The 19580-nt window shown below is 64.7% G+C and carries 16 protein-coding genes and 1 tRNA gene; 11 read left to right on the top strand and 6 right to left on the bottom strand.

Annotation, left to right across the window (positions count from 1 at the left end; translation table 11 throughout):
* Positions 1-359: 359 nt before the first annotated feature.
* Positions 360-1115 carry an alpha/beta fold hydrolase gene (locus XI03_RS24060; RefSeq protein ID WP_028141164.1) on the bottom strand — a complete coding sequence of 252 codons (756 nt, stop codon included), beginning with the start codon at positions 1113-1115 and terminating at the stop codon, positions 360-362.
* Between the two features lie 114 nt (positions 1116-1229).
* A complete protein-coding gene (locus tag XI03_RS24065) occupies positions 1230-2366 on the bottom strand; it encodes a hypothetical protein (protein WP_028141165.1) in 1137 nt (378 codons plus the stop codon).
* 308 nt (positions 2367-2674) lie between these two features.
* On the opposite strand from XI03_RS24065, the gene XI03_RS24070 reads away from it, so the two are divergent.
* A complete protein-coding gene (locus XI03_RS24070) occupies positions 2675-2920 on the top strand; it encodes a zinc-finger domain-containing protein (protein WP_007602543.1) in 246 nt (81 codons plus the stop codon).
* 19 nt (positions 2921-2939) lie between these two features.
* Entirely contained in the window at positions 2940-4142 is a 1203-nt protein-coding gene (locus XI03_RS24075; RefSeq protein ID WP_271593526.1) for an FAD-dependent monooxygenase, read from the top strand.
* 25 nt (positions 4143-4167) lie between these two features.
* Here the strand turns inward: XI03_RS24075 and XI03_RS24080 are convergent, their stop codons facing one another.
* Complete coding sequence (locus tag XI03_RS24080; protein ID WP_271593527.1) at positions 4168-4596, bottom strand: twin-arginine translocation pathway signal; 429 nt, start codon at positions 4594-4596, stop codon at positions 4168-4170.
* A gap of 173 nt (positions 4597-4769) precedes the next feature.
* Here XI03_RS24080 and XI03_RS24085 point away from each other — a divergent pair.
* The 5 genes from XI03_RS24085 (at position 4770) to XI03_RS24105 (ending at position 9544) form a co-directional block, all read left to right on the top strand.
* A tRNA-Leu gene (locus XI03_RS24085) sits at positions 4770-4858 on the top strand.
* A 328-nt stretch (positions 4859-5186) separates the two neighbouring features.
* A complete protein-coding gene (locus tag XI03_RS24090) occupies positions 5187-5933 on the top strand; it encodes a class I SAM-dependent methyltransferase (protein ID WP_049802007.1) in 747 nt (248 codons plus the stop codon).
* Entirely contained in the window at positions 5930-6796 is an 867-nt protein-coding gene (locus XI03_RS24095; RefSeq protein WP_028141168.1) for a glycosyltransferase family 2 protein, read from the top strand. Before XI03_RS24090 ends, XI03_RS24095 begins: the two co-directional genes overlap by 4 nt.
* A 22-nt stretch (positions 6797-6818) precedes the next feature.
* Entirely contained in the window at positions 6819-8729 is a 1911-nt protein-coding gene (asnB, locus tag XI03_RS24100; protein ID WP_038949927.1) for an asparagine synthase (glutamine-hydrolyzing), read from the top strand.
* Positions 8730-8740: 11 nt separating this feature from the next.
* A complete protein-coding gene (locus XI03_RS24105) occupies positions 8741-9544 on the top strand; it encodes a class I SAM-dependent methyltransferase (RefSeq protein ID WP_271593528.1) in 804 nt (267 codons plus the stop codon).
* On the opposite strand, the gene XI03_RS24110 is transcribed toward XI03_RS24105, so the two are convergent.
* The gene (locus XI03_RS24110) at positions 9508-10830 is read right to left on the bottom strand and encodes a hypothetical protein (protein ID WP_271593529.1); all 1323 of its coding nucleotides are present in this window, start codon (positions 10828-10830) and stop codon (positions 9508-9510) included. The two genes, XI03_RS24105 and XI03_RS24110, sit on opposite strands and share 37 nt — an antisense overlap.
* A 362-nt stretch (positions 10831-11192) precedes the next feature.
* On the opposite strand from XI03_RS24110, the gene XI03_RS24115 reads away from it, so the two are divergent.
* Positions 11193-12443: a multidrug effflux MFS transporter gene (locus XI03_RS24115; protein WP_271593530.1), complete on the top strand. Its 1251-nt coding sequence runs from the start codon at positions 11193-11195 to the stop codon at positions 12441-12443.
* A gap of 205 nt (positions 12444-12648) precedes the next feature.
* Here the strand turns inward: XI03_RS24115 and XI03_RS24120 are convergent, their stop codons facing one another.
* Entirely contained in the window at positions 12649-14244 is a 1596-nt protein-coding gene (locus XI03_RS24120) for a glycosyltransferase family 39 protein (RefSeq protein ID WP_333916511.1), read from the bottom strand.
* Positions 14245-14475: 231 nt separating this feature from the next.
* Positions 14476-16086 carry an ABC transporter substrate-binding protein gene (locus XI03_RS24125; RefSeq protein ID WP_028141174.1) on the bottom strand — a complete coding sequence of 537 codons (1611 nt, stop codon included), beginning with the start codon at positions 16084-16086 and terminating at the stop codon, positions 14476-14478.
* A gap of 269 nt (positions 16087-16355) precedes the next feature.
* Between XI03_RS24125 and XI03_RS24130 the strand changes: the two genes are divergently transcribed.
* The 3 genes from XI03_RS24130 to XI03_RS24140 all read left to right on the top strand — a co-directional run bounded on the left by XI03_RS24130 (position 16356) and on the right by XI03_RS24140 (position 19542).
* Positions 16356-17486: a M20/M25/M40 family metallo-hydrolase gene (locus tag XI03_RS24130; RefSeq protein WP_152102740.1), complete on the top strand. Its 1131-nt coding sequence runs from the start codon at positions 16356-16358 to the stop codon at positions 17484-17486.
* 207 nt (positions 17487-17693) lie between these two features.
* A complete protein-coding gene (locus XI03_RS24135; RefSeq protein ID WP_028141176.1) occupies positions 17694-18635 on the top strand; it encodes an ABC transporter permease in 942 nt (313 codons plus the stop codon).
* A 19-nt stretch (positions 18636-18654) separates the two neighbouring features.
* Positions 18655-19542, top strand: coding sequence for an ABC transporter permease (locus XI03_RS24140; protein WP_028141177.1), 888 nt, complete (start codon positions 18655-18657; stop codon positions 19540-19542).
* Positions 19543-19580 lie beyond the last annotated feature (38 nt).

A 19580-nucleotide genomic window follows, 5' to 3' on the forward strand; every position in this document is an offset into this window, starting at 1 on the left:
GTTGGACGGGTATCCTGTTTTCCCGCCGCCCACACCCTAGGGCAACGCAGTCGGCCCGAGCTTGGAGCGGGAGGCGTTGATGAAGGAGTCTTGCGCGATCCTTTTCGCCCAACGGCTGAACGGCCTCTCTTCCCGACTCTCAGAACTGGAAGATCTCCGCCTTCGAGTCGAAGAGGCGGAGCGACGCGCCCAGGCTGGGCATAGATTACAGTCGCCTCCCAAAATAGCCGCCTCACGCGGGGGGCATCTTACGTGCAAGCGCCCCGGGTTCGCGCGGACCTGAAGGGAGCGGACAGCCCCTTGTGATGGGACATTTCAGGATAGCGGGGCAACAACCTCCTGGCGTCAGACACCATGCCTCAGCCGCGGCGCGAGAGGAAATCCAGCACGCCGGTCTTGTAGACCTTGTCGCCGACCGCGCGCATGTGGTCGCGGTTCGGAATGTCGAGCACTTCGGAGCCGGGGATGATCGCGCCGAGCGCGCTGGCACTTCCTGCGACGTCGTCGGTGGTGCCGACTGCGATCAGCACGGGCACGTCGATACGCGCAGCTTCGTCCCTCGTCATGAGGTCGCGTGTGCCGCGCAGGCAGGCGGCCAGTGCACGGCGGTCGGAGCGGGTCTGATCGGCGAACGCGCGAAAGGTGCGGCCGACGGGATCGGTGACGTCGTCGAGATCCGGCGCTTCCAGCGCCTTGGCGACGTTCTCGCCGGGGCCCGTGCCCTCGATCAGGCCGCCGATGCCGATGCCGCCGAGGATTGCCGAGCGCAGGCGCTGCGGCTCGTTGAGGGAGAGCCACGCCGCCATCCGTCCGCCCATCGAATAACCCATGATGTCCGCCTGCGGGATGGCGAGATGATCCATCAGCGCAAGCACGTCGCCGGCCATGGTCGGGATCGAATACTGCGCGGGCTCGTAGAGCTTTGCGCTTTCGCCATGGCCGCGATTGTCGAGCGCAATCACGCGGCGGCCGTTCTTGCGCAGCTCCGAGACCCAGGTCGGATAGACCCAGTTCACGTTCTTGCTCGAGGCAAAGCCGTGCACCAGGATGATCGGATCGCCCTCGCCTTCATCGAGATAGGCAATTTCAACGGCGCCGTTGTGAAAGCTCGGCATCAGCAGTTCCGTGGTGTTGTGGGGAGTGATTGATCTTAGAGCACGATCCGGCAAAGCGTGCAGCGGTTTTCCGGCAACATCATGCTCAAACAATAGCCTGGAGCGCCGCGCGCCTCACGCCGTGACGGCCGCGTTGGCCAGAGCAGCTTCGGCGGCGATCCGGGCACGGCGAAGCCGCCGCGCCCGTTTGCGATCGCACCAGGCCTGGGTCAGGCGCTCGGTGGTCGCCTTGATGGAGGAGAGAAGGCCGAACAGCGTCAGTGCCGCACTGAGCAGCCAGAGCGCCAGATTGAACGCGCCGCCGATCAGCAGCAGCGCGCCCCGACCCAAAAGCTTCATGATCGCGCGCGTCTTGCCGCCTTGCGCTTCGGCAAGCCGCGCCGCGCGCGCGACATCCTTGGGACCTTCAGCGATGCGCAGCGTGTCCATCGCCCCGCGCGTGCCGGTCTTCTCGGCGACGCGCGTGACATCCTTGCCGAGCCGGACCAGCGCACCGGCCTTCTCGGCCCGGAACGCCGCCTTGATCGCGCTGACGGTCTCGCCCGGCCGCAGCACCGAGCCTGATACCACCGCATTCCGCAGCGCCGGCGTGTCGACGACCTCGCGCGCGGAACGGCCGGCCCAGACCGCCAGCCCCTCGCCGAGCCGCCCGACTTTGCGTGCATCCTTCACCAGCGTCAGTCCGGCGCGCACCGGCGCGGCACCACCGACGGACACGTAGGTTGCCGCCGTCACCGCAAGGCCGGCCGCCGCAAGCCCGAGCACGAGCCGGTCGGTGTCCTCGCCCATGGCAAGATGCTTGCCCTCGCGCACCACGTCCCTGATGTCGCCGATCACGAAGAGATCGCCCGCCACCGTCCCCGAGAGGCTCGCGACATCGTCGGCATTGCCGGTGACGAGGCCGGTGGCGAAACGTTTGGCGAAATGCGAGGTGGAGCTTTCGGCTTTGACCGCGTCATTGACGCGGCCCAGGAGGTCGTCGGGCAGCGCGATGTTGCGGTCGCGCGCGAGCGCGACAAAACTGTCGGCGAGATCCGCATCGCCGGCGGCGAGTGCGGCCTCGATGTTGTCCTGAACCAGATGGTCGTTCTGCCGCAGCAATGCATCGAGCTTCAGCTCGGAGAGCACGGCCGGATCATCCTGGGCGGCGAGGATCGCGCCGGCCTCGCGGGCGTGCGGTGCTACCTGCGCGAGCATGAAGCCGCACGCGGCGATACCGGTCAACGCTGTGGTGATTCGCAGCCACTTCATGTGGAAAAGCCCGGAAGTCCCTGGGATCCCTTGCGCCGGTCGATTCGTCATTCGGCGCAAATTTGCTCGTCCACAGACATAGTATGCCAAAATTGCGACACAACGTCCCCGACGAAAGAAGGGCTTCTCTCAGGCCTTAAGATTGTGTCGAATTTGCATGAGCAAATGAGCATGGGGCAATTGCGAACCTTTCGGTTCCGCTGGACTAGCAATCATCCACACCCGCCAGTATGGTCCGCGGCGCCTTAAAGATGCCGCGTCAGTTCGTGATTGTGTCTGCCGCCATTGCCACTCCAGGATGAGTTACGATGTCCGACCATGTCGTCCCGCACTTCCATAACGATGCCGGTGTCCCCGTCATCGAGATCGGCTCGCAAGAGTTCATGTGCGTTGGCGCCAACCCTCCGTTCGACCATCCGCACGTCTTCCTCGACCTCGGCAACGACAACGAGATCATCTGCCCCTACTGCTCGACGCTGTACCGATTCGCGGCCGATCTGAAGGCGGGCGAAGCCCGCCCGCCGGAATGCGTCCTGAAGGACAAGGTGGCCTGACCGTTTCCATCGGTCAGGGGTGGCGCTCTCCCGCACGATTGTCATCGCCGGTGCCGGCATCGGTGGACTGACGGCCGCGCTGGCGCTGGCAGCCCGCGGCTTCCGCATCGTCGTGCTGGAAAAGGCCGAGCGGCTCGAGGAAGTCGGCGCCGGCCTGCAACTCTCCCCCAATGCCAGCCGCGTGCTGGTCGAGCTCGGCCTCACCGAGCGCCTCAGGCTGCGCGCCGTCATCCCGGAGGCGGTCTCGATCATGAGCGCGCGGACCGGCGGCGAGCTGCTGCGCATGCCGCTCGGCGAGGCAGCGTCCGCGCGGGCCGGCGCTCCCTATTGGGTGGTGCACCGCGCCGACCTGCAATCCGCGCTGGCCGGTGCTGTCGCCGATCATCCCGACATCGACCTCAAGCTGGGCGCGACCTTCGAAGATGTCGCGCCTCATGCCAAGGGGCTGACGGTGGTCCATCGCAGCGGCACGATCCGCCGCAGCGATCTCGCCAGCGCGCTGATCGGCGCCGACGGCATCTGGTCGACGGTCCGCCAGCATCTGTTTCCCGAGGTGCAGCCGCGCTTCTCCGGGCTGATCGCCTGGCGCGGCACGCTGGATGCCACGCAACTGCCAAAGGACTACACCGCGCGCCGGGTGCAGCTGTGGATGGGGCCGAATGCCCATCTCGTCGCCTATCCGATCGCGGGCGGACGCCAGATCAACGTGGTCGCTGTGTTGCCGGGCACCTGGAACAGGCCGGGCTGGAGCACGCCCGGCGATCCGCTGGAAGTGATGGACGCCTTCGCCGCGCCGCGCTGGCCGGCCTCGGCGCGCATGATGCTGGCCACGGTCGACAGCTGGCGGAAATGGGCGCTGTTCGGCGTGCCCGACGGCTGCCCCTGGAGCAAAGGTCCGGTGGCGCTGCTCGGCGATGCCGTGCATGCGATGCTGCCTTTTGCGGCCCAGGGCGCCGGCATGGCGATCGAGGATGCCGCGGTGCTCGCCCGGCATCTGAGCTTTGAAGCCGCCGAGAGCACGGCAGGCATCAGTGCTGCGCTGACGCAATACGGCCGTGCCCGTCAGGCGCGGGTGCGGCGGGTGCAGCGGACCGCGCGGCAGCAGGGCCGCATCTATCATCTCAGCGGGCCGCTTGCGGCCGCACGCGATCTTGCGATCCGCGCGCTCGGCCCGGACCGCATGCTGGCGCGGCAGGACTGGATCTACGGCTGGCGGCCCTGATGCGAAGCGCCGCCAGCGCGGCGCCTCAGCGGGACATTTTCCCGGATTTCGAAGCGGGCTTGGCAGCCGCCGCGGGCGACAATTGCGTGGCAGGCGGGGTCGCCTCCGGCGGCGTTTCCCGGCACTTGTTGCGGCGCCAGGCGTCCTCGGCCATTTGCGCCGACCCGCGCACGGCAACATAGTCGTTGCGATAAGCGAGCTCGGACACCACGGCGCCACCCGTCCCGGTCTCCGCCTTCTCCATCAGCCCCCGCAAATCGTCAGTGCGCTTGGCGAGCGACTTGCGCTCGGCCTCCAGCTGCTTGCAGTCGTACAATTCGTATTTGGCGGGATCGGCAAAGGCCGGCGCGACCGTCTCGCTCATGCCGGCGCAGCCGGACAGCGCGGCGCCGGCCGCAAGCAGCGCGAGGAGCGCGCCGAAGCCGCGCGGCGAAGTGGAAAACGAAGCAGCCATGCCGGATGAATAGTCCCCTTGGATTGAGAATGCCTAAAGCAACAACAGATGTCCGGATTGAGGCTTTGCCTTGTGCGCCCGGCTCGCTTAAGGAAGAACCGTCCCTCCGGGCTCGCAACGCGCCAATTCCAGACGGCCAGGATGGACTTAAGTGTTTGATCTCGTTGGATCAAGCGGGCATGGCGGAATTGGTAGACGCAAGGGACTTAAAATCCCTCGGTGCGCAAGCGCTGTGCCGGTTCGACCCCGGCTGCCCGCACCACGAGATTTGATGCTCCGCGATGAAGGCGGTCTACCCTCCGCTTCAGCTGAGCATCGAACACGCCTCCGGTGCCGACTCGATCTGCCCAACAGCTCTGTTGCACGGCTTCAGCATCTGAAGATCGCCCTCGCCCGAGTCCAAGCAGCCGCTTCACCGAAAGCAGGCGACGGATCGATGATCGAGGCGGGATTTCAGCGCATCGAGCGCGCGTCGGAGCACATCATGTTCCTGTCGCATGAGCCGTCAACTTTAAGGCGATTGTGCTGCACATGTCCTTGAGAAATATGGCGCTCGCTGCTAACCCGAGCGAGAACAAGGCGCAGGCTCCATGGCTCAAACCTCCTTTCCCGCCCAGTCCACGACGGAAGGCCTGAAAGTCGGGGCCGATACGTATTCGAGCGCAATCGCCGACGCGCAGAACTACATGAACTGGGTTATCGACCAGTTCCGTCCCTACCTGAAGGGTGCGATCCTCGAGGTCGGGTTCGGGCATGGGCTCTACAGCAGAGTGCTGGGCGAACTGGGCGATTATTGCGGCGTGGACCACGACCGCGAAAGCGTCGAACGTGCCGCCAAGGCGATGCCCGATCGCAAGTTCGCCGTCTGCGACATTCTGGTCCGCGATCAGCTGAGTTCCCTGTTTCCCCAAGGCGTCGATGCGGTCTTCACCATCAATGTGCTCGAGCACATCGAGGATGACGCCACGGCGGTTGCCAATTTGGTCCAGGTGCTCAAGCCCGGCGGCCATCTCCTGATCAGCGTTCCCGCCCTGATGCTGCTCTACAACGATCTCGATCGCCTGGCGGGACACTGCCGCCGCTACACCACCGCGCGCCTCGCCAAGCTGCTCGCCGATCAACCGGTCGAGCTGGTCCGGCTGAATTACTTCAATCCGATCGGCGGGCTGGGATGGCTTGCCAATCGTCTGAAGCGGCATCAGTCGCTGAACGATGCCGCCGTCAATGGGCAGATCGCCCTGTTCGACAAATATGCCGTGCCGCTGTCGCGGGCGCTCGATCCGCTCTCGCGAAGCTTCTTTGGGCAATCCGTCACCTGCATTGCACGCCGCTTATGATTTCAGTCGTCATTCCTGCGCTCAACGAGCGCAACGGCATCGTTGAAACCATTGATCGAGCCAAGGCGGCCCTCGACGGCGCTCAGCTCACTCCCTATGAGATCATCATCGTCGACGATGGTTCGGCCGACGGCACCGGCGAGCTTGCCGAACAGGCCGGTGCAAAGGTGCTCAGGCATCCCCACAACATCGGCTATGGCCGCTCGCTGAAGGATGGAATTCGCGCTGCGTCCTACGACACGATCGTCATCAGCGACGCGGATGGCTCGTACCCGATGGAGACGATCCCGGCGCTGGTCGCGCGCTTCAACCAGGGGTTCGACATGGTCGTCGGCGCCCGGACCGGGCCCAACTACCGCGAGTCGAGGCTGAAATCGCCGTTGCGCGCGATCCTCAAGGCGATCGTCGAATTCACCGCCAACCGCGAGATCCCCGACATCAATTCCGGCCTGCGCGTGTTCGGCCGGCAGGTCGCGATCTCCTATTTCGAGCATGTCAGCGACCTCTTCAGCTTCACGACGTCGCTGACGCTCGCCTACATGATGAACGCGAAGTTCGTCGACTACATCGACATCGACTACAAGGAGCGCATCGGCCGCTCCAAGGTGAACCTGTTCCGCGACTCCATTCGGACACTGCAATACGTCCTAGAGGCCTGCACCTACTACAATCCGCTGAAGATCTTCGTGCTGCTGGCGATGATGTGCATGGCGCTCGCGCTGGTCTCGCTGATCGGCGGGATCATCCTGCAGGTCGTCAGCGCCTTCGTGCTGGGCGTCGGCGCGATCCTGCTCAGCATTCTCGTCGTCGCCATGGGACTGCTCGCGGTGCTGCTGAAGCAGATCATGAATCAGCGACCATGACCTCCCGCGGCAAGGGAACGCGATGTGCGGCATAGCGGGCATCTTTCATCGTGACGGTCGGCCCGCCGACGGCCGTGCGGTTGCGGCGATGTCGGCAGCGCTGGTCCATCGCGGGCCCGACGGCGAGAGCACCTGGCTGGACGGCCCCGTCGGCCTCGCCCACCGCCGGCTCGCCATCCGCGATCTCTCCGATGCCGGGCGCCAGCCGATGCTCGATGCCTCGGAACGCATCGTCGTCACCTACAATGGAGAGATCTACAACGATCACGAGTTGCGCAGCGAGCTCGAGCGATCGTTCGGCGTCCGCTTTCGCAGCACCTGCGACACCGAGATCCTCCCTTACGCGTATCTCGCCTGGGGTGAGGCGATGTTCGAACGCCTGGAGGGATTTTTCGCGATCGGCCTGTGGGATCGGCAGGAGCGCCGCCTGATCCTGGCGCGCGACGGCATCGGGATCAAGCCGCTGTATTATTCCGAGAACGGCAGCCGCGTTCTGTTCGCAAGCGAGATCAAGGGACTTACGGCGGGCGGAGACCTCACCGCGCGGATCGATCCCGTGGCCCTGCATACCTATCTCGCCGCAGGCCATCCAGGGACGCAAACGAGCCTGTACCAGGACATCAAGCAGCTCCCGCCCGGCACGATGATCGGATTCACCGAGCGCGAGCGAACCGAGCGACGCTTCTGGCGGCCGGTGCGTGCGCCTGCGATCCGCGACCTCGACGAAGCCGTTGTCCGGCTGCAATCGACGATCGAAACCGTGGTCAAGAGCCAGATGGTGAGCGACGTGCCGCTCGCCGTGCTGCAGAGCGGCGGCATCGACAGTTCGCTGATCAGCCTGACGCTCGGCCGGCTCGGCTTGAAGCCGCCGCTGTTCACGGCCGGCTTCACCGAGAAAAGCCATGATGAAACCGCGGTGGCGCAGCAGATCGCCACCGCCGCCGGCCTGTCGCTCAACGTCATCGACGGGGAAGCGGGCGAGGATGCCGAGGCGTCGCTGCGGGCGGTGGTCTATCATTTCGACGGCCAATGCGCCGACACGGGCGCGCTGGGCTTCTATCATCTGGCTGGTGCGGTCCGCCGGCATTCCACGGTGGTTCTGTCCGGCGATGGCGGAGACGAGTTCTTCGCCGGATATGAGACCTATGCCGCGACCATGATGGCGGAGCGCGCGCGCCACGTCGTTCCGCGCGGCCTTGCCGGCCTGACCGGACGCCTCGCCTATGCGTCGGTGCGCGGCAACGAGAAGCGGCTTCCGGCAGCGGCGCAACTCGCCCGCTTCGCACTCGGATTGGGCGAAGCCGGCAACAGCCCGCATCTGCAATGGCGGCGGCTCGTTCCCCGCTTTCTCGCCGAGAAGATCTATGACCGCGGTATGGCCGATCTTGCATCGACTGACCCGTTCGCGGAATACGCCGAATATTATTCGGAGCCGCATGACAACGTACTGGATCGGGCGCTGATCGCCGACCAGCGCTTCCATCTGCAAAGCGTCCTCACCAAGGTCGATGCCATGAGCATGGCGCATGGTCTCGAAGTGCGCGTGCCGATCCTCGATCGACGGGTCATGGACCTCGCCGGCAGCCTCGATGTCTCGCTGCTCAATCCCTGGCCCAAGGGCGCACCGAAATATGTGTTGCGCAAACTCGCCGAGCGCCTGGGCATGCCGGGAGAGGCCGCATGGTCGCGCAAGCGCGGCTTCAACGTGCCGATCGCGCAACTGATGCGACGCGGTGGGCTGCGGCCGATCTGCGACCGGGTGCTCGACAGGGAGGCCGACGTTTTTGCGCCCTTCCTGAAACCGGAGGCGATCCGGCTGCTGTGGACTGCGCATCGCGAGGCCAGGAGCGACAATGCGTTCGCGCTGTGGCCGATCCTGACGCTGGGCATCTGGTTGACGGGGCTTGCGACCCCCTCGCCGCGCCGAGCGTAGGGAGCGGGCACATGCCGGACCTGAAGGACCAGACGATCAACGATTTCGGCGAGCAATGGACCGCGTTCCGCGAAAACCCCGCCTATTACGGCTCGGCGGACCTGCTTGCCGATCTGTTCGGTCCGTTGCTTTCCCTCGACGAGGTCAAGGGCAAGCGGATCGCCGATATCGGCAGCGGCACGGGACGCATCGTCAACATGCTGCTCGATGCCGGAGCGGATCGTGTCGTCGCGGTCGAACCCTCCGATGCCATGCTGGTCCTGAAGGACAACACGGCGGCCCGCGCGGAGCGCATCGACTATTTGCAGGTTCCCGGCGACCGCTTGCCGCCCGATCTCGGGCTCGACTATGTGGTTTCGATGGGGGTGCTGCATCACATCCCCGAGCCGGCGCCGGTGGTTCGCGCGGCCTATGATGCGTTGCGCCCCGGCGGACGCTGCATCGTCTGGCTCTACGGCTACGAAGGCAACGAGACCTATCTGTCGCTCGCGATCCCGCTGCGCAAGCTCACCGTGCTGCTGCCGCACCGGCTGCTGGTGGTGCTGTCGCATGGTCTGGAATGGGCGCTGACAGCCTATATCGGGCTGTGCCGGATATTGCCGCTACCGATGCGGTCCTACATGCGTTCGGTGCTGGCGAAGTTTCCGCGCAGCGTTCGCCGCTTGACCATCTACGATCAGCTCAATCCCGCCTACGCGAAATACTACACGCGCGCCCAAGCGGAGGCACTGCTGTCGGAAGGCGGATTCGGGGATGTTCGGCTCTACCACCGCCACGGCTATAGCTGGACCGTGTCCGGCACCCGGCCCGCATGACGGGCGTCGAGCAGCAGGACCCAGAAGAACATCAGCGCGCTGAAGAGCTGGATGGAATTGTCCTCGGGGGAACTCCCCGTCACGAAGATCAATGAGGGCATCAGGAGACCGACGGTGAGCGCGGCGGCCAGTGCCCTGGCTGGAAGATCGACCAGCAGGATCGCGGCATAGAGCGCGAGTTCGAAGAAGGCATATTCCTTGAGGCGCGGCGAGCTGAGATAGAGCGCAAACATCGCCAGCACCGTGATGCGCATGGCTGCACGGGGGTGATCCATCAGCCAGCGATCCACTCGCGCAGGAAGCGAATCTCCCTCGTGCGCCGGGCGGCTCCCGATCAAGCGCAGGATGGACAGGGCGAACGGCACGAGCACCAGTGCGGTCACGGCGAAGGCATAGGTTGCGAAGATCGCCGGCTTGCTATCGATCAGGCCCACATGCCCCATCAGATCCCGCGCCAGCAGCAGCAGGGACGGATTGCTCTCGAACAGCTCGACGAGGTGCTGGTCCGGAATCTTCCCGGCCACCGCAAGTTGCCAGCTCGCGAACAGATCGGGGTATGCCAGCCGCGATATCAGGATCGGCAAGGCGAAGCTGAACACCGCCATCGCGATCAGCATCAGCTTGCGGCGGCGCGGCAGCGGCAGGAAGTACAGCGCGGCCAGCACGGGAAAGAACACCAGCTTGAACGACATCACGAGGCCGAGCAGCGCGGCGCCGGCGAGGCGCGACGGAAAGCTGCGGTCCTCTGCCGCTCCGGATGCGGGCGGAGAAAGCAGAAGCCTCAGCGCGATCGCGGTCAGCACGCCGCTCAGGATCGCGAAGTTGCCCGACGCCTGGACCCATTCGAAACCGACGAATGCGCCGAGCGCGCAGAGCACCCTGAGCCCAACGTCGCGAGCGCTCGGGCGCGCTCGGCCAAGACCGGGCACGCCAAGACCGGGCACGCCAAGACCGGGCAAGCCAAGACCTGGCAGGAGGAGGCCGCAGAGCACGGCCAGCACGGGAAAGATAGTTTTGTAATGAGCGACCAGAATGCCATCCGCGCAAAAGGGACGGAAGGCCTCCAGCGTCACCGGCAGATAGGGGTAAGAGAGCTTGGTACCCTTCAGGTTCTTGACGAAGTAGGGATCGAGTCCGCCGGCATAGGCATCCACCGCCGCGCAATTGACGCGGGTGTCCCAGCCATATTTCACATCGAGCCCGACGTCGCTGGCGAGATTGCCGATCACCAGAAGCGCGGTCAGTGCGATCAGGCAGGCAAGCCAGAGGTTACGCCTCGAAGCCATGTCGGCCGAGGGCTCCAACCAACGTGCTGTACCGCTGACATCAGACACAATCGGATACCTTGTTTGGCCTGGTTTCTCTCGGCGCCGGCGCGGCGCCTCATCGATCGGCCGCCACAGTGGACAGGAGGCGTTTCCGTTTCATCCCGCCGGACCCGACCTGCCCCGCTCGGCGTCGATCTTTAGGGAGGGATGGTGAATCACTGGTTTCCGGGGCCATAGCAGGACCCGCGGTCGGCTCGCGCGGGGGCTTCCCCTCACCAATTCTTGCCGCCCCTCCTCCGCCTGCCAGCCATCCCGAAACATGGGTTGTGCAACGCAGCATGAGCGATGGATAAAGTCGCTCAATTTCAGAGGTGAGCTTCTTGTCTGACGTCAATGCCGACGATTGGGTGTCCGCGGGACACCGCCCGATGGGATTTCCAGAATTCGTCATCGTGATCGCGTCCATCATGGCGCTGAATCCGCTTGCGATGGACATGATGCTGCCTGCACTGCCCAATATCGGGGCAGCCTTCAACATTCCCGTCGCCAACCATCTCCAGCTGGTGCTGTCGACCTTCCTGATCGGTTTCGGCGCCGGCCAGTTCGTCATGGGCCCCCTGTCGGACCGCTTCGGCCGCCGGCCGGTGCTGCTCGGCGGCATGGCGGTCTATGCGGTAGCGAGCGTGCTGGCGGTCGCGGCACCCTCATTCGAGACGCTGCTGCTGGCGCGCGCGCTGCAGGGGCTCGGCACCTCGGCCACGCGCGTGATCGCGACCTCGATCGTGCGCGACTGCTATGTCGGCCGCCGCATGGCGAGCGTGATGTCGCTTGCCATGATGGTGTTCATCGCGGTGCCCGTGATTGCCCCCTCGTTCGGGCAGGCGGTGCTGCTGGTGACGGCGTGGCGCGGCATCTTCGTCGTACTGATGCTGTACGGCCTGCTCGCGCTCGCCTGGTGCGTGCTGCGGCTGCCGGAAACCCTTCCTGAATCCGGGCGCCGGTCGCTCGCACCCGCCGACGTGCTTTCGGCGTTTCGGCAGACCCTGACCAATCGCCAGACCATCGGCTATGCCACGGCCGCCGGCAGCGTCATCGGCGCGCTCTTTGCCTTTGTCTTCTGCGCCCAGCAGGTCTTCACCGACATCTATCACCTCGGCCATTACTTCCCACTCGCCTTTGCCGCGATTGCAGCCGGCACGGCCGTCGCCGGCTTCCTCAATGCGAGACTGGTCGGGCGACTCGGCATGCGCGTGATCTCGCATGGCGCGCTGACGCTCTACACAATCGTAGCTGCCGTGATGCTGCTGACGGAAATGCTCGGCATCCTGCCGCTTGCCCTGTTCATGGTGCTCTCGGCTCTGATGATGTTCTCGTTCGGCATGATGGTTGCCAACTTCACGGCGCTCGCGATGGAGCCGCAGGGCCACATCGCCGGGACCGCCTCCTCGCTCTACGGCTCGATCACGACGCTGATCGGAATCGTGGTCGGCATGGCGATCGGACAGAGCTTCGACGGAACGCTATTGCCGTTCTCGATCGGCTTCTTCCTGTCGACGCTCGCTGCGCTCGCGATCGTGCTGGTGGTGGAAAAGGGCCGGCTGTTCAAGCCGCATCATCGTCCCGTCGCTTAAGGAACTTCCCGATCGCCTCGATGTTGTCCTGCAGCAATTCGAGAGGTCACATTCAATGGAACCGGAACACCGGGACGACCACCACGACGTCGAACGGCGGAAGACGGAACGTTCGGAGCCGAGCGCAGAGCAGGCCACGTTGACGACGCCTTTGGCGAGCGAGGGCCTCGAGCAGATCCGCGACAGTCATTGCTGAGCGCGGAGCCTATTCCGAACCGCGCCTGCTGGCGCTGAAATCATCCGCAGCGCTCTTGGGTATCATCCGCATTCCCCGGGGCCGCACGATCAGAGCAACCACCTCCCGCGAGAGACCGGGCCGCCCCCACAGGGTGGCCCGCACGGTGAACTCGCGCCTGACGAAGTGCCCGGTCTGCGAGGACGCCCACGCCATCCACCGCGTGCAAGATTCCTGGTCGCGGAAACACAGCGCGGCCCAGCCGCGGTCGAGCGACGTCTTGCGCGGCAAGCCCAAGGTCTGTTCGTACTCGAAGGGCGCCGCATGACGTGGATGGTCGGGGCTGTAGAACGCGGAGGCGAAGGCCAGCGAACCATCACCACTCACCGCGCTCAGCGGCACGCCGGTCTGCTCCCGCCACTCGCGCGTCAATTCACTAGCCGCCTGGGCGTAAAGATTCCGGCCCTCCTCATACCCGTGATCATTGCGATAGACGGCATGGATCGGCGCGGCGATCAGGACGGCCGCGAGCGCGACGCCGGCCACGATCACGGTGAGGTTGACCGTGTAGAAGCGCTCGATCGGGTAGCTCGTCCCGCAGACCACGAGAACGGTGAAGAGGAACAGTCCCTGCAGCGCCCATAGCGACGGCAGATCGGTGCCCATCACGAGCGACGTCACCACCGGCAGCACGATCGTGCCCATCGTGACGTAGAACAAGAGCCGCAGGCCCGGGCCCATTGCGGCGAAGTCCGCGGGAAACCGCTTCAAGCGCGTTCCTGCGACGAGCACCCAGAACACGGCCGACATGCTCATCGCCGCCGCCAGCCCCAGCAGAAAGTTTCTCGCCTCGCCGAGTGAGGTCGCAGCGTTGCCGCCGGTGTGCGCCAGCGCGTAGGTGAAGGTCGACGCGCCCGTCGTCGCGAGCCAATAGACGTGAGGTGACAGCGCCGCGAGCCCGACGACGACCGAGATCCAGGGCGAAGCGGAGGTGAAATAAGCGCGCCGCGCCGGGTGCGCCAGCGCGGCAAACGCGAAGCTCGTGACGAGAAAGATCGAATAATATTTGCCGACCATCGCCAGCGCCGTCGTGCATCCCATTGCGACCGCCCACAGCGGGGCGCGCGTCTCGAATGCGCGCAGGAAGCACCAGGTCGCCAGCGGCCAGACCGCCAGCAGCACCGAATTGGCATTGAAGCGCTGGGCATGGAATTGATAGACCGGCGTCAGCATCAGGAGCAAAAGCACCAGGATGCGCTTGTGCCCGGTCACGAATTGCCGCGCGATCCGATCAACAAAGATCAGCGCAAGCCCGGCATTGGCCATCGCCATCAATTGCAACGACCAATCGCTGAGCGGAAAGACAGAGGTCCAGCTGGCGGCAATCCAACCGGTCAAGGGCGGATGCTTGTGATAGCCCCAGGCGAAATGCTGCCCCAGCATCCAGGCCTCGAGCGTATCAGGGTGCAGGCCGCCGCCGGCATAGGCGATCGCCAGATAGAGCGTCCAGATCGCGACGAAGCAGCCGATGAGGAGCGGAACGGCCCAGCCCGCCTCGACGCCATCGAGCCAATGCAGGAAAGGCCGCCGCCAACGTGCCGGCGCGCGATCGGACCGTTCGGCCATCGCCTGGAATGCAAAATCGATCGGCACGGGAACCAGGTTGAGGAGGGAAAGTGATGCGTAAGGACGACGCATCTATTTCAAGATTGAAACAAATAGCAATGACTGGAAACTGGAAAGGTTAAAAGCCGCAACGCCTTTTCCGCCGTCGCAAGACCACAAAAGACAACGGCGCCGCTGATGACAGCGGCGCCGCGTGGTGAAGACGACGAAGGCTACGTGAATTCGCCTCCCTTACTCCGACTTGTCGACGTTCCAGAACAGCGGCGTCGCCGGGCCGTCGAGCACGCCGGTCAGCGATTTGCGCCAGCCGCTCGGCAGCAGGTATTGCCCCAGCGGGATGTAGATCACCTGCTCATAGGCTTCCTTCTGGATGTCGGCGGCGATCTTCTTCTGCTCGTCGATCGACGGCGCGCGGACGAACGCGTCCTTGAGCTGCTCGATCTTGGCGCTTTCCGCCCAACCGAACCAGCCGCCCTTCTTGCCCTGGCCGCCGATCGAGAGATTGGCGATCGGGTTGGAGACGTCGGCCGCGACCCAGTTGGTGAAGAACATGTTCCAGCCACCCTCCTTCGGCGGCTTCTGACTGGCACGGCGGCTCACCACCGTCTGCCAATCGGTCGCTTGCAGATCGACCTTGAAGCCGGCTTCGCGCAGCAGCTGGGCCGCGACGATGGGCTGGGCCTTGAGCGTGGTGACGTCGCCGGGCGCCATCACCACGACCGGGGTGCCGTCATAGCCTGACTCGGCGAGCGCCTTCTTGGCTTCCGCCATGCCATTGCCCTTCACCAGGGTCTCGGCGCCGACCTCGGTCGCGAACGGCGTATCGCAAACGAAGAACGCACCGCAGATCTTCTGGTACTTGGCATTGCCGACCAGCGCGTCGAGAACGTCCTTCTGGTTCATCGCCAGAAGAGCGGCACGTCGCACCTTCACGTTGTCGAACGGCGGATAGAGGAAGTTCATCCGGCCGAGCGTCTGAAAGCCGAACTTGTTCGAGACCTCGATCGTGATCTCCTTGTTTGCCTCCAGCACCGGCAGCATGTCGTAGGGCAGGTTTTCCATGAAGTCGATGTCGCCCGACTGCAGCGCGTTCACGGCGGTCTGCGAGTCCGGCATGGTGATCCATTCGACGCGGTCGACCTTCGCCACCTTGCCGCCGGAGGTCCAGCTCGCCGGCTCCTTGCGCGGCACGTAGTCGGTGTTCTTGACGTAGACGGCCTTCACGCCGGGCTGGAATTCCGATGCCACGAACTTGAAGGGGCCCGAGCCGATCTGCTCGGGGATCTGCTTGTCCGGCGGCGTCTCGGCGAGGCGCTTCGGCATCATGAAGGCGACGCGCGAGGACGGCTTGCCGATGGAATCGAGCACGAGGCCGTAGGGCTCCTTCAGCTTCAGCGTGATGGTCTTGGCGTCGGTCGCCTCGATGCTCGCGGTGAAGTCCAGGAGCTTCTGGCCCATGCCGTCGACCGCGGCCCAGCGCTTCAGCGAGGCGACGCAATCTTCCGCCGTCACCGGCGCACCGTCATGCCACTTCAGGCCGTCGCGCAGCGTGAAGGTGTAGGTGAGCTTGTCGTCGGAGATCTTCCAGTCCGCCATCTGCGGCTGGATCTTGAAGCTCGAATCGGGAGCCACCAGCGTGTCGTAGACCATGTAGCCATGGTCACGCGTGATGTAGGCCGTGGTGAAGATCGGATCGATGATGCGCAGATCCGAATGCATCACCGCCGTAATGGTCTTGCCGGCTGCAAGCACTGGCGAGGCAAGCGCCGTCGAAAGCGCAACGACAGACAGCGCAAGTTTGGAGGCAAACGCGCGAGGCCCCCGGCGCATGAAGTGGAACATAAAAAGTTTCTCCTGACGTGAAACTGTTCAAAGGCAGGTTATTGGTTAAGCATGCGGCTCGTTCCTTGGGCGAACTAACCTCATGCAATGCCTTTATCTTTCGAGACTTGCAGACAGTGCCGAGCGCGTCAATCCGGTTTCGCTGCAAGCCCTGGCGGCGCGGGCACGGGCTCCACAAGGATCGGTTTGGCTCTACAACACTCTCCACTCGTCCTGCCCCGCAGCAATGCAATGCGCATTCCATCTTTCGAAGCTTGAGAGACATTGAGATGAATCCAGCCAATCTTCCTTTCGATTCCGAGGCGATGCTCCAGGGTCTGCGCGGCTGGGTCGAATGCGAAAGCCCGACCTGGGACGCCGGTGCGGTGAATCGCATGCTCGATATCGCAGCGCGGGATATGGCGATCATGGGTGCGACGATCGAGCGCATCGCCGGCCGGCAAGGTTTCGGCGGCGTGATCCGCGCGCGCTTTCCGCATCCGAAACAGGGCGAGCCGGGCATCCTGATCGCCGGCCATATGGATACCGTCCACCCGGTCGGTACCATCGAGAAGCTGAAATGGCGGCGCGAGGGCAACCGGTGCTACGGCCCCGGCATCTACGACATGAAGGGTGGCAACTACCTCTCGCTGGAAGCGATCCGGCAACTGGCGCGTGCATCCTTCACCACGCCGCTGCCGATCACCGTGCTATTCACGCCGGACGAGGAGGTCGGCACGCCCTCGACGCGCGACATCATCGAGGCCGAGGCTGCGCGCAACAAATATGTCCTGGTGCCCGAGCCCGGCCGTGCCGACAACGGCGTCACCACCGGACGTTACGCCATCGCGCGCTTCAATCTCGAGGCGACGGGCCGGCCGAGCCACGCCGGCGCGACGCTGTCGGCGGGACGCTCGGCGATCCGCGAGATGGCGCGGCAGATTCTCGCTATCGACGCGATGACGACGGAGGACTGCACCTTCTCGGTCGGCGTCGTGCATGGCGGGCAATGGGTCAACTGCGTTGCCACGACCGCCACCGGCGAAGCGCTCTCCATGGCCAAGCGGCAGGCCGATCTCGATCGCGGCGTCGAGCGGATGCTGGCGCTGTCGGGCACGGCCAACGATGTCGCCTTCAAGGTGACGCGCGGGGTGACGCGTCCGGTGTGGGAGCCGGATGCCGGCACCATGGCGTTGTATGAGAAGGCGCGCGGCATCGCCAAGTCGCTTGGCGCCGAGCTGCCGCATGCGAGTTCCGGCGGCGGCTCCGACGGCAATTTCACCGGTGCGATGGGAATCCCGACGCTCGACGGCCTGGGCGTGCGCGGAGCCAATGGCCACACGTTAGAGGAGTATATCGAAGTCGAGAGTCTCGTTGAGCGCGGCCGGCTGATGGCCGGGCTGCTTGCGACGTTGGAGTGACCGGATTGGATGAGCGCGCCTGGCGCGCGGCGATATTTCGTCTGGCGGGCACGCTCCGCTGGCCCCCTTGAAGAGGGGTCGCCAAAACAGCTGACCGCACTGCAAAAACTGTGGCCCTGATGGCACGGGAATTGCTGAAATGTTAGGCTGGTGGCAGAACAGGCTATGACCGCTGCCGCCGATTTACTCTAATCTGACGGATCCAACTTGCTCGGATATCTCCTTCGCCGAATCTTCGCCGCCGTGCCCGTGATGGGCGTCGTCGCGCTGTTCGTCTTCCTCCTGCTCCGCCTCACCCCCGGCGATCCCGCCGCGATCCTCGCCGGCGACAATGCAACGCCGGAACGGCTCGAGCGCATCCGCACCTCGCTAGGCCTCAACGAGCCTTTGATCGTGCAGTTCATCACCTGGGTGAACAAGCTGCTGCACGGCGATCTCGGGACCTCGCTGATCTCCAATCTGCCTGTCATGAAGATGATCGGCCAGCGCGTCGAGCCGTCGATCTCGATTGCGCTGTGTACCATCATCCTCGCCGTGATCGTGGCGGTTCCCCTCGGCGTGATCGCCGCGTGGAAGCACGGCACCTGGATCGATCGCTTCGTGATGGGGCTTTCCGTGCTCGGCTTCTCGGTGCCGGTGTTCGTGGTCGGCTACATCCTGATCCAGATCTTCGCGATCGAACTGCGCTGGGTGCCGGTGCAGGGCTTCCGCAGCATCTTTAACGGCTTCGGACCGTTTTTCGAGCGCATGATCCTGCCGACCTGCGCGCTCTCCTTCATCTACATCGCGCTGATCGCGCGCATGACGCGCGCGGCGATGCTCGACGTGCTCGGCGAGGACTATGTGCGCACGGCGCGCGCCAAGGGCATCAACGAGGTCGCCGTGATGATGCGCCATGCGCTGCGCAATGCCGCCGTGCCCGTCATCACCGTGATCGGCACCGGCTTTGCGCTGCTGATCTCCGGCGTCGTCGTCACCGAGAGCGTGTTCAACATTCCCGGCATCGGCCGCCTCACCGTGGATGCGGTGCTGGCGCGCGACTATCCGGTGATCCAGGCGATGATCCTGCTGACGTCGCTGATTTATGTCGTCGTCAACCTTCTCATCGACGTCGCCTACACCCTGCTCGATCCCCGGATCCGGTACTGAGGCAAGGATAAGGACAAACATGTCGGTCGATACCCTTCCCCAGTCCTCCATTCCGATCACGTCGCCGCTGCGGCCGCGCTTCGGCTTCCTCACCTCGACGCCGATCATCGCCACGGCGACAGTCTTGCTCGCACTGATCATCCTGATCTCGATCCTGGCGCCGCTGATCGCGCCGCATGATCCGATCCAGCTCGCGCCGTCGCAACGGCTCAAGCCGTCGTCCGCGCAATTCCTGCTCGGCACCGATGCCTATGGTCGTGACCTGTTGTCGCGCGTCGTCTATGGCGGCCGCATCTCGCTGCTGATCGGTATCGGCTCGGCGATCCTGTCGATCGTCATCGGCCTTGCGATCGGCCTCGTCTCCGGCTTCTTCAAGCTGGTCGATGCCGTGCTGATGCGGGTCATGGACGGCCTGATGGCGATGCCGAGCATCCTGCTCGCGATCGCCGTGGTGTCGCTGTCCGGTGCCAGCCTCTGGACCGTGCTGATCGCGATCACGATCCCCGAGATTCCGCGCGTGGCGCGCCTGGTCCGCTCGGTCGTGCTGTCGGCGCGCGAGGAGCCTTACGTCGAGGCGGCGATCTCGGTCGGCTCGTCCTTGCCGAAGATCATGTGGCGGCATCTGATGCCGAACACGGTGGCGCCGCTGATCGTCCAGGGCACCTATATCTGCGCCAGCGCCATCCTCACCGAGGCGATCCTCTCCTTCCTCGGCGCCGGCATCTCGCCGGAGACGCCGACCTGGGGCAACATCATGGCCGAGGGCCGCCAGTACTTCCAGATCAAGCCGTCGCTGATCTTCTGGCCGGGCCTTCTGCTCTCGATCGCCATCCTCAGCATCAATCTGATCGGCGACGCCGCCCGCGACGCACTCGATCCGCGCATGAAGCAGCGGGAAGGCAAGTGATTTGTCTCGCCGGCCCTGCCCCTTATTCCGTCATTGCG

Source organism: Bradyrhizobium sp. CCBAU 65884, assembly GCF_028128835.1.
Classification (GTDB): Bacteria; Pseudomonadota; Alphaproteobacteria; order Rhizobiales; family Xanthobacteraceae; genus Bradyrhizobium; species Bradyrhizobium ottawaense.